The 9,926-nt window shown below is 64.9% G+C and carries 10 protein-coding genes; 5 read left to right on the forward strand and 5 right to left on the reverse strand.

Annotation, left to right across the window (positions count from 1 at the left end):
- The first annotated feature begins 118 nt into the window (after positions 1-118).
- The gene (locus AC6LKD_RS18395) at positions 119-787 is read left to right on the forward strand and encodes a Crp/Fnr family transcriptional regulator (protein WP_013395551.1); all 669 of its coding nucleotides are present in this window, start codon (positions 119-121) and stop codon (positions 785-787) included.
- 22 nt (positions 788-809) lie between these two features.
- Here AC6LKD_RS18395 and AC6LKD_RS18400 read toward each other — a convergent pair whose 3' ends face one another.
- From AC6LKD_RS18400 to AC6LKD_RS18420, 5 genes are read right to left on the reverse strand one after another with little or no spacing between them, the layout of a single operon-like run.
- On the reverse strand, positions 810-1,175 hold the full coding sequence (locus AC6LKD_RS18400) for a hypothetical protein (protein WP_498117043.1): 366 nt from the start codon (positions 1,173-1,175) through the stop codon (positions 810-812).
- The gene (locus AC6LKD_RS18405; RefSeq protein WP_498117044.1) at positions 1,172-2,848 is read right to left on the reverse strand and encodes an ATP-dependent acyl-CoA ligase; all 1,677 of its coding nucleotides are present in this window, start codon (positions 2,846-2,848) and stop codon (positions 1,172-1,174) included. The genes AC6LKD_RS18400 and AC6LKD_RS18405 overlap by 4 nt, the downstream gene beginning before the upstream one ends.
- Before the next feature lie 9 nt (positions 2,849-2,857).
- On the reverse strand, positions 2,858-3,874 hold the full coding sequence (locus AC6LKD_RS18410) for a tripartite tricarboxylate transporter substrate binding protein (RefSeq protein WP_013395548.1): 1,017 nt from the start codon (positions 3,872-3,874) through the stop codon (positions 2,858-2,860).
- 12 nt (positions 3,875-3,886) lie between these two features.
- Positions 3,887-4,300, reverse strand: a complete 414-nt coding sequence (locus AC6LKD_RS18415; RefSeq protein WP_013395547.1) for a Zn-ribbon domain-containing OB-fold protein — start codon at positions 4,298-4,300, stop codon at positions 3,887-3,889.
- Positions 4,297-5,466 carry a thiolase family protein gene (locus tag AC6LKD_RS18420; protein WP_013395546.1) on the reverse strand — a complete coding sequence of 390 codons (1,170 nt, stop codon included), beginning with the start codon at positions 5,464-5,466 and terminating at the stop codon, positions 4,297-4,299. Before AC6LKD_RS18420 ends, AC6LKD_RS18415 begins: the two co-directional genes overlap by 4 nt.
- A 277-nt stretch (positions 5,467-5,743) precedes the next feature.
- Between AC6LKD_RS18420 and AC6LKD_RS18425 the strand changes: the two genes are divergently transcribed.
- The 4 genes from AC6LKD_RS18425 to AC6LKD_RS18440 all read left to right on the forward strand — a co-directional run bounded on the left by AC6LKD_RS18425 (position 5,744) and on the right by AC6LKD_RS18440 (position 9,780).
- The gene (locus tag AC6LKD_RS18425) at positions 5,744-6,079 is read left to right on the forward strand and encodes a hypothetical protein (protein ID WP_498117045.1); all 336 of its coding nucleotides are present in this window, start codon (positions 5,744-5,746) and stop codon (positions 6,077-6,079) included.
- Positions 6,080-6,469: 390 nt separating this feature from the next.
- A complete protein-coding gene (locus AC6LKD_RS18430; RefSeq protein WP_498117046.1) occupies positions 6,470-7,240 on the forward strand; it encodes a SapC family protein in 771 nt (256 codons plus the stop codon).
- 16 nt (positions 7,241-7,256) lie between these two features.
- Positions 7,257-8,126 (forward strand): hypothetical protein, encoded by an 870-nt coding sequence (locus AC6LKD_RS18435; RefSeq protein ID WP_013395543.1) that lies wholly within the window; start codon positions 7,257-7,259, stop codon positions 8,124-8,126.
- Positions 8,119-9,780 (forward strand): TolC family outer membrane protein, encoded by a 1,662-nt coding sequence (locus AC6LKD_RS18440; protein ID WP_013395542.1) that lies wholly within the window; start codon positions 8,119-8,121, stop codon positions 9,778-9,780. The genes AC6LKD_RS18435 and AC6LKD_RS18440 overlap by 8 nt, the downstream gene beginning before the upstream one ends.
- The last annotated feature ends 146 nt before the right edge of the window (positions 9,781-9,926 follow it).

A 9,926-nucleotide genomic window follows, 5' to 3' on the forward strand; every position in this document is an offset into this window, starting at 1 on the left:
GGCCAGGGCCGGCCGCCGCGTGCCTTCTCCGGGAAAGCGATGATGCGGCAGATCCATCCCTCGTGGAAAAACCTGTGTTGCGCGCTCTAGAATGAGCCTCGAGCAGGAGGAGGCGAGGATGTGGGATACCGCGCTGGACGGGCTTTCCGAGGCCCAGCGGCAGCATATTGGGGAATGCATGACGCGGCGTGAACTGGCTCCCCGGACGGTCCTGCTGCGGCAGGGATCCAAGGCCGGATGCATCAGTGTGATCGTCAGCGGGCGGATGCGCAGCGTCCAGGTCGCCCGCGATGGCAGGGAATCCAGCAACGTGTTCGGCAGGAACGCCATGCTGGGCGTGATATCGACCATGCTCGACGAACCGGCCTTTGCGTCGCTGGAAACCCTGGACCGGACGGTGGTGGCGCAGCTCGATCGCGCCAACCTGCTGCGCCTGATGGAAACAATGCCGCGCCTATCGCTGAACATCGCCATGACCTTGGCGCGCTTTGGCGCCACCAGCGTGCAGCGCCGCTATCGCGCCGAAGAGCAGACGCCGCTGCAGCTTGCCCAGGTCCTGTGCGAACTGGCCACGCTCGACGGCGCGGGACCGCGCGGCGAAATCCATGGCCTGACCCAGCAGGACCTGGCCGCCATGGTGCATGCTTCGCGCAGCTGGGTGGCCACCAAGCTCGGCCATCTGGAAGCGCTGGGCCTGCTGGATTACCGGCGCGCCATCATCGTCATTCCGGATCTGGACGCGCTGGCCAGCTACAGCCGCGGGCTATGGCAGCCTCCGCGGCGCTGAAAGCCGCCTGGGGCTGTGGGCGCTAGCAGGCGTAAACAATGCCGCCTGCAGGCCCCGCCGTGAATACAGGCGTGGCCGCCGTGAACGCATAGACGATGCGGTGCTCGTCCAGCGCGTCGCACATGCGCATGGCAGGCGTGCCGGCGCGCGACAGCAGATCATCCAGCGTGCCTTGCAGGTCCTCGGTTTCGATCTCCAGTATGGTCATGTAGCGCCAAGACTGGGGATATTGCCTGGCCTGCGCATGCGACCACGCATAGCGCTGGCCGGACACGAAGCCAGGCACGCGCATGACGTCCGGCATGTGTGTGTTCATGTACCAGTCGTCGAATTCCTCTTCCCGTCCTTCGACGGGGTTGGTGAAGACCACCAGTTTGTGCCTGGTCATGGTTCCTGCCTCTCGATTGTGGCGGGGAGCGGCCGCTGGCTGTCCCACAGGTTTTGCAGGTTGGATTCGGCGCGCGCGCGCAGTTTGTACTTCTCGACTTTGTTGGTCAGCGTCAGGGGCAGCTCGGCGACGAACTCAACAAAGCGCGGAACCATGAACTTGCTCATGTTTTCCTGGCAGTACCTGACCAGTTCATCGGCTGCCAGCGCCTGACCGTCGCGTAGGATGACCGAGGCCGCGACCTCGTCTTCGGTGAATTCGGAGCGCACCGGATAGACTGCCGCCTGGCGTATGGCCGGGTGGGTCTGGAGGATGCTTTCCACTTCGTAGGCCGAGATGTTCTCGCCCCGGCGCCGGATCGCGTCTTTCTTGCGGTCGGTGAAATGCAGGTAGCCGTCGGCATCGATGCGGCCGCGGTCGCCGGTATGGAACCAGCCATTGCGGTGCGCGGCGATCGTGGCCTCGGGCATCTTGTAATAGCCCAGCGGCGTTGCCCAGGGCTGTTCGACGCGCAACAGGATTTCGCCGGAGGCTCCGGCGGGGACATCGAAATCGTCATCGTCGACGATCCGTAGCCGGACGTTGTCGCGTGCCAGGCCCACGCTGAAGATCTTTTCAGCAGGCGCATCCAGGGGACTCCAGGTGGCGGCGCAGTAGTCGCTGAGCGCGTAGCCATTGAGCACCTTGATGCCGAAGCGTCGTTCGAAATCGTGAACAAAGGGCGGTGGCGGCGCCAGCGAGCAGACCCGGACCTGGTGTTCTGGATCGCGCCCGTCGGGCGGTTGGGCATACAGGAAGTTACCGACCGCGCCGATGGCGTTGAAGCGGGTGGCGCCGGCTGCGCGCACCTCATCCCAGAAGCGGCTGGCGGAGAAACGCCGTGCCAGCGCGATGGCGCTGCCCGCCATGAGCGCGGTGGTCATGCCCAGCAGCAGAGCATTGGCGTGGAACAGCGGCAGGAAAACATAGTCGACGTCGTCGGGCCGGAAGTGGCGATAGCGTATGTTCTGTTCGCCCCAGAAGTGGGCGCAGGCATGCGTGATCATGATGGCCTTGGACGGGCCGGTGGTGCCTGACGTGTAGAGCAGGTAGGCGAGGTCGTCGAAGCGCACGGACGAATCAGGCGCTTCATCGCAGGCCGCATCGGCCGCAAAGGCATGGATCGAGGCGGCGGCCGCCAGCCGTTGCGCGGCCGCGCCAGCGTGGCCGACGATGAAAATGCGCTTCAGGCGCGGCAAGTCGGCAATGATGTCGCAAAGCGACCCGGCCAGGCTGTCCGACACGACGATCGCCGAACAGTCGGCATGGTCCAGGTAGTAGCGCAGCAGTTGGCCTTTCGCGGCGGTATTGATCGGCACCGATACGGCGCCCAGTTTGCCTAGCGCGGCGTAGCAGAAGACCTGGGCGGCGCAGTTTTCCAGCATCACCGCGACATGGTCGCGATGGGCGATACCCTGGGCCTGCAGCGCCTGAGCGATGCCATTGCTGCGGCGGTGCAGGTCCATATAGGTATGGAGACTGCCGTCCGCCATGTCGCGCAGAAAAATGTCGGAACCGTTGGCCGCCGCGCGCCTGGCGATGATGTGGCCGGTGGTCCAGTGACGCATGTCACCGAACGCGGCGTGGACGTCGATGGAGGACGCGGGAGGGGTGATGCACCGTGAGTGCTCCATGATTCAGGTTCAGCCTTGTTTGGGTTTGATGAATCCCGCCTGGCGCAGCAGCGCTGACCAGCGCGCTTGTTCGGCGGCTGCTTCGGCCGGCCAGGCGTCGGGCCCCATGAAGGAAGGCTCCACCCCTTGTTCTCGGGCGAACTCGCGGAACTCGGCGCTCATCGTGACGCTGCGCATGCCATCGGCCAGCGCGGCAATGGCTGCCTGCGGCGTGCCGCTACGCACGAATGCGGCGTTCCAGGACACGAAGCCGAATCCCGTGGCGCCGGCTTCGGCCAGCGTGGGAATTTCCGGCACGGCCAGGGAGCGCGTCGGGCCGCTGACACCCAGCGCGTTGAGCTTGCCGGCGCGCACCATCGGCGCGACGCCAGCGATGGCCGCGGCAACGGCGTCCACGTGACCGGCTGCGGCATCCGTTATGGCCTGGGAGGTGCTGGTGTAGGGAACGATGTTGAAACGCACGCCAGTGGTCGATTTCAGCGCGGTCGCGACCGCCATGGCCGCGGACCCGGAAACGGCGATATCCACGCTGCCGCCTTGGCGCCGGTTCAACTCGATCAGCTCGCGCAGGCTGGTGAATGGCGCATGCTTGCTGGCCGCAAACAGCCACATGGCGCTGGAGCAGCGCGCGACCGGTTGGAAGTCGCGCAGCGGCACATAGGGCGCAGAGTCCAGCATCTCGGTGTTGTAGAGAAACGGCGGGCCGGTGAACAGCACGGTGTGGCCGTCGGCGGCGACCTGCAACACGGCCCGGGTGCCTACGACGCCGTCGGCGCCGGCCTTGTTCTCCACCATCACAGTGATCCCCCACAGGCCGGTCAGCTTGGCGGCGATGAAACGCGCCACGGCGTCGGCCGCGGTGCCGGCCGTGTACGGCACCAGCAGCGTGACGCGTTGCGCGGGAAAACCGGCTTTCTGGGCGAGGGCGCCGCCGCCCAGCATCAGCGCCGGGATGGCGGCCAGCAGCGCGCGGCGGGTGCTGTTGGGCCGGGCCGGAGCGTTTCGGCCGATGGATTCGATTTTCATGCGGCGTTTCCTTCAGTCAGGCATGACGGTGAATACGGGGACGCAGCGTCCCTCGGGAGTGGGCCGGAAGGCGGCACGCACGCCCTGGCCGATGCGCAGGCGGTCGAGATCGCAGTCGACGATATTGGTGAGCAGCAGCGGTCCTTCAGCCAGTTGCACGTAGGCGATGGCGTACGGCTGAGCTGCGGCCCGCATGACGCTGAAGGAATACAGCGTGCCGGAACCCTGCGCGTCGACCCAGTCGAGCGAGGTGGAGCCGCACAGCGGGCAGATGCCGCGTGGATACCAATGGCATTTCCCGCAGGCGCGGCAGCGCGGCAGCACCAGGCGGCATTGCGCCGCAGCTTCCCAGAACGGCAGGCTTTCCGGGTTGGCCTGCGCATAGGGATCATGCTCGAGGTTCTTGGCGTGGCTTTCCATGTTCATTCGCGTTCCAGGATGACGGTGGCGTGCGAGTGGCCTATGCCGAACACCAGCCCGGGGCCGGCGGCCAGGGCCAGGTTGCAGTTGGGGACTTGTACGGCGGGATGGGCTTCGCCGCGCAGTTGGCGCACGGCTTCGATGGCCTTGGTGATGCCGCCGCGATTAGCCGGGTGGTTGTTGCAGAGTCCGCCGCCGTCGGTGTTCCAGGGCAGCCGTCCGACACCCGATATCAGGTTGCCGTCGGCGACAAAACGCCCGCCTGCGCCTTTCTCGCAGAAGCCCAGGTCTTCGAGCTGCATGATCACCATGATGGTGAAGTTGTCGTACACCGACGCATACTTGACGTCGCGCGGCGTAATTCCAGCCTCGGAAAAGGCCGCCGGACCGGAGCGTGTTGCGCCGGTGTGGAGCATGTCGGCGTGATGGCCGCCGTTGTTGGTGCGTATGGTTTCGCCGCAGCCCAGCACCCGGATGCGCGGACGGGAAAGGCTGCGCGCCACCTCGGGCGCGACCAGCACCAGCGCGCCGCCGCCATCGGTGATGACGCAGCAGTCCAGCCGGCGCAGCGGATCCGCGATCATGGGGGAGGCCAGCACGTCGTCGACGCTATACACCTTGCGCAGCAACGCGTGCGGGTTGTGCTGCGCGTGATGCGAAGCCGCGACCTTGACCCAGGCCAGTTGCTCGGGAGTGGTGCCGTACTCATGCATGTGGCGGCGCGCGAAATTTCCGTAGATGCCTGCGACGGTCCAGCGGTAGGGAGCTTCCCAGGCCGCCGCGGGGCGGTCTGGTCCTAGTTGACGCGCTTCCGTGCCGGTTGCCTGGCCTGCGCTGCGCGGCTTGCCCGCGAGAGTGATGAGCGCCACGCGGCATTTCCCGCTGGCAATCGCCTGCGCGGCGTGGCCGATCAGCGCCAGATACGATCCGCCACCGATTTCGGTGCCGTCGACGTGGCGCAACCGCAGATTCATATGATCGACAAGCATGGCGGGGCTCACGCCTGCGTCGCCGGCACAGAAGTAGCCGTCCACGTCGGCCAGGCTCAGGCCGGCATCGGCCAGCGCGCCTAGCGCGCATTCGGCATGCAGTTGCGCCACGGAATGTTGGGGGGCGTAGCGCAGAGGATGTTCGTAGGCGCCGACGATGTAGGCTTTGCCGCGTATGCTCAAGATGGTCTCCGATGGCCGTGGCCCATGCGGCCAGGCCGCGTCAGGAGCAATCTACGTGCGTTGGCAGCGGGCTGTCTGTTTACTTCTTGACAGAGCGGACCGCGGCGGGACTCAGCCCGGCTATGGGTCTCATCGGCTGGCGTGAAGGGCTGGTCTTGAGCTGGACTGCATGACCTTCGGACGACGCAATATCACTGATTTCAGTGATAGGCGCGCATGACTTCGTTGGCTAGAGTGCGCATCAACTATTTCAACCCACTCTACCAACGGTGAATAAATGAAGGTTCGGCAATTTGCAGTCGCGGCTTTGGCATGCTTTCCCATCGTCGCCGCGGCTGCGGACGTCGTGTTCGTTAATCAGTCGTCCTGGGAAATCCACGAGATCTACTTTTCGCCCGGCAAGCAAAAAAGCTGGGGCGAAGACCACCTGGACAAAGACGTGCTGCAAAAGGGCGATTCGCTCACTCTGTCCGGCGTGACTCGGGGCAAGTGGGATGTCCGTGTCGTCGACGAGGACGGCGATCAGTGCGTGCTCGAAGATGTCCAGATCGACGGCGCCGACAAGTGGGTGATTACCGACAAGGAACTGTTGGCTTGTCAGGCCGCCAGCTGATGGGCGTGACGCGAGCGGCAGGGTTTGCGGGACTGGCGTGAGGCAATTCGCGCCGGGAACGCTGGGGCCGACAAGCTAGCCAACGCAATCAAGAACCCGTTGCCCCGGCGGCGGGTTTTTTTACGCACCATTGCTCGCATCAATGTGAAATACATCAATTTATTACGATATTACTAGTTGTAACTCAGAAAAAAGCCTTACGCCATACAGAGATATACCTAGTTTCAGGTATAGACGAAGAGTTTCAATCACCGTCTAATACTTGCAGTCAATAGACAAAATGATGCATTGACTTGAGCGAAAAAGGCTGCATTTCAGAAACAGTGTGTGCAACTTTTACGTAATGCTCTGGTTAGTGACTGGCAAAAACAGGCAAGGAGGGTTGGAAGCATGTCAGCGACTGTGTTTTATGAACGGGCTGTGGCGCTGGATCGGGCAGCGCACCAGGACACCAGGATCCAGATTCAGCCGGATCATTACGCATTCGCGCAGGACACGAATGCGCTACCCATCGCAGCCAGCGAATTCGCCGACGCGGGCCGCCACTATCCCATCGTGTTCGTGGGCGACGACGCCGGCAACTTCCACGTAGCCGTGCTGCTGGGCCTGGAAGACAAGTCCAACCTGTTCGTGACCGAGTTGGGCACCTGGAAGGCCGACACCTATGTGCCTGCCTTTGCCCGCCGCTATCCCTTCGTGCTGGGCACTACGGCCGAGGCCGACCGACTGGCCGTGTGCATCGATGAGTCCTATCCCGGCGTCAATACCGCCGATGGCGTGGCTTTGTTCGAAGACGGCAAGGAAACCGGCTACCTGACGCAGATGATGGAATTCCTGCGCGTGTTCCAGGGCGAGATGGAACTGACCAAGAGCATGGCCCAGCGCCTGAACGAGCTGGGCCTGCTCACGGCCAAGACCATCACGATTTCGCAGGCCGACGGCGACCGCTACCTGAGCGGCTTCTGGGTCGTGGACGAGCAGAAGTTCGCCGGCATCGACGATGCCCGCGTGACCGAGCTGCACCGTGCCGGCATCCTGCGCCTGATCGAACTGCATCGCGCTTCGCTGGGCAACGTCCAGCGCCTGGCCATGCAACTGGACGAGCAACGCCGCTTGAAGGCGCAGCAGCAGGACGCCGCGCCCGCCGCGTCCGCGGCCTGATCCGCGCCGCAGGGCCATGCTGACCGCCACCTTGACTCCCGCGATCGGCCCGGCCCCCAGCCAAGCCGGCGCCGAGCCCGAGATCCAGATCCCCCTGCATACCCTGCGGGGGGAGCAACGGATCTGGGCGGACCGCCTGCTCGCGGTGTTCAAGAACCGGCAGATCGACGGGGTCGAGTGGTCGATGAAGTTTTCGGCCGCGGGCCTGGTCGGCAATCGCTTCATGCTGGGCATCCAGCGCGAAAACTGGCGCCAGCTGGACCTGGCCACGTTGTCGCGCGCGCTCGCCATGCCGCAGTCGCTGTGGATGCGGGTGGTGCAGGACATGGAGCATGCGCGCGCCATGTTCTTCGCCTACGAACCCGACGGCGCCGCCGGCACGTACCGCGTCTACCTGGAGTTCATGCCCACGTCCGAGGCGCTGCGCCAGCATGGCGTCCTGCCTTTGGGCTGCGGCTACAAATGGCATCCGGCCACGCAGCGCGAGGCGGCCGTGACCACTTATCGCATGCGTTATCTGCAGGACCGCGCGGCGTTCGATGCGCATCTGGAGCCCTATTTGGCCAAGCTCGCCAACCCGGTGCTGCGGCAGGTCGCGCAGGCGATCGTGGCGCAAGCATGCGTGGCAGCCGACCCGGCCGGCTTCATGTTCCTGGAAGTGGACGAGCCCGATACCCGGCGCGATTCGTTCACGCTGACCTTTCGCGGGGCAGACCTGCCCTTGAGAGCTTTCATTCCCGACCTCTTGCGTCTTGCCGCCAGCCTGGCTCTGGCGGAAAGCGATGTGCTGGGTTTTCTTTTGCCCGACGAGCCCCGCAGCCTCTATAGCCTGGCCGCGGGGGCCGCGCGGGACGGACACGAGTTTCTGACTGTCTACTATGACTGACAACGACAAGCTTCTCTTCCGCCTGGCGCATGCGCGCAAGGGCCTGCTGGCGGTGGCGGCGCTGGCCGCATTGGGCATGGCGGGTTGCGCGACGCGCGACCAGAAAGCGCCGGTCGCGTCCACTCCCGCAACGGCTTCCGCGACCGCGTCTGCTTCGGCTGCGGCGTCCTCCAGTCCGCAAACCGAAAGCGGCACGCTCAAGATCGGCCAGCACACCCCGCAAGAGGACTCGGGCTTTGGCAAGACGACGCCCAGCGCCCAGATGGACGAGGTTCCGCCCGCGCCCGCGCCGCGTTTCGACGAGAACACCACGTTCCCGGCGCCAGCGTCGTACCTGGCGGAGAACATGCCGGCGTACAACGGCGCCCAGTTGCCGGACCAGGCCGATCCGATGACGCTGGATCAGGTCTACATGATGGCGCTGCAGAATGATCCGCAGATGCAGGGGGCCTACCAGGAGCTGCAGGCCGTAGGGTATGGCGTCATGTCCGCCCGCGCGGGTCTCTTGCCCAGTATCAGCGGCGAAGTCAATCGCAGCCGCGTACGTCAGAACGTGGTCGACAGCGAAAATAGCGTCTACCAGACGGGCCGCGCCAACTGGGCCGAGAACGGCTGGGCGCTGACCCTGAACCAGCCGATCTTCGAGCTGGGCGCATATCACAAGTGGCGCCAGTCGCAGGAGGCCGAGCGCAAGGAGGTGGCCAGCTACGCCTATGCACAGCAAGACCTGATGCTGCGCACGGCAACCGCCTATCTCAGCGTCCTGGCCGCGCAGGATCAGATCGAACTGACCGAGGCCGAACGCCACACCACCCGGAAGCAGCAGGAGCTGGTGCAGGCGCGCTACCAAAGCGGCCAGGAAACCCGCGTTGGCCTGAGCGAAGTCCAGGCCCGCCTGGACATCCAGGACGCCAACACCCTGCTGGCGAGGAACGACTACCTCGACAAGCAGCAGGCCGTGCAGGAGATCGTCGGCTACGGCAACCTGAAGTTGCGTCCGGTGCGCAAGGATCTGCCGATGACGCTGCCCCTGCCCAACGATCCCCAGGCCTGGCTGCGCACGGCGCTGGACCAGAACTGGTCGATCCGCGCGGCCTCGGCAGGCGTGGCGGTGGCGGAGAAGGAGGTGTCGGTGCAGAAGGCCGGCTACTACCCCAGCGTGAATCTGCGCGCCTCCACGGGCCGCAATGAAACGGGGGGCAGCCTGTTTGGCGGCGGCAGCACCGTGGCCGACACCCGCTTCACGGTGAACCTGTCGGTGCCGATCTTCCAGGGCGGCTACACCTACGGCATGAGCCACGCGGCGGCCAGCCGTCTGAGCGCGGCCTCGTCCGACCTGAGCCTGACCCGCCGCAAGGTGCAGCGCCAGGTGTTCTCGTCGTTCCAGAACATCGTGATCGGCATCGACCGGATCAAGGCGCTGAACAGCTCGGTGGAATCGTTCGAGCTGGCGCTGAAACTCAAGGAAGAGGGCTTCCAGGCAGGGCTGAACGACATCGTCAGCGTGCTGGACGCGACGCGCAATCTATACAACGCCAAGCGCCAGCAGGCGGAGGCTGGCTACAACTTCCTGCTGGACGGCCTGAAGCTCAAGCAGGCCGCCGGCACGCTGAACGCCGCGGACATCGCGGCGATCAGCCAGCAGATGCTGTAGGGCAAGACGGGCTTGCGGCGCCACGCGCAGGCCCGGCGGTACGCGGGCAAGACTACAACAGGGCCGTCCGGCGTTGCGCCGGATGGCTCGGAATCGTTTAAATCAGGGCGCTGCATGCGTCCGCACAAAAAGTGTCGAGCGACGAT

The sequence above is a fragment of the Achromobacter sp. D7-1 genome (assembly GCF_059760445.1).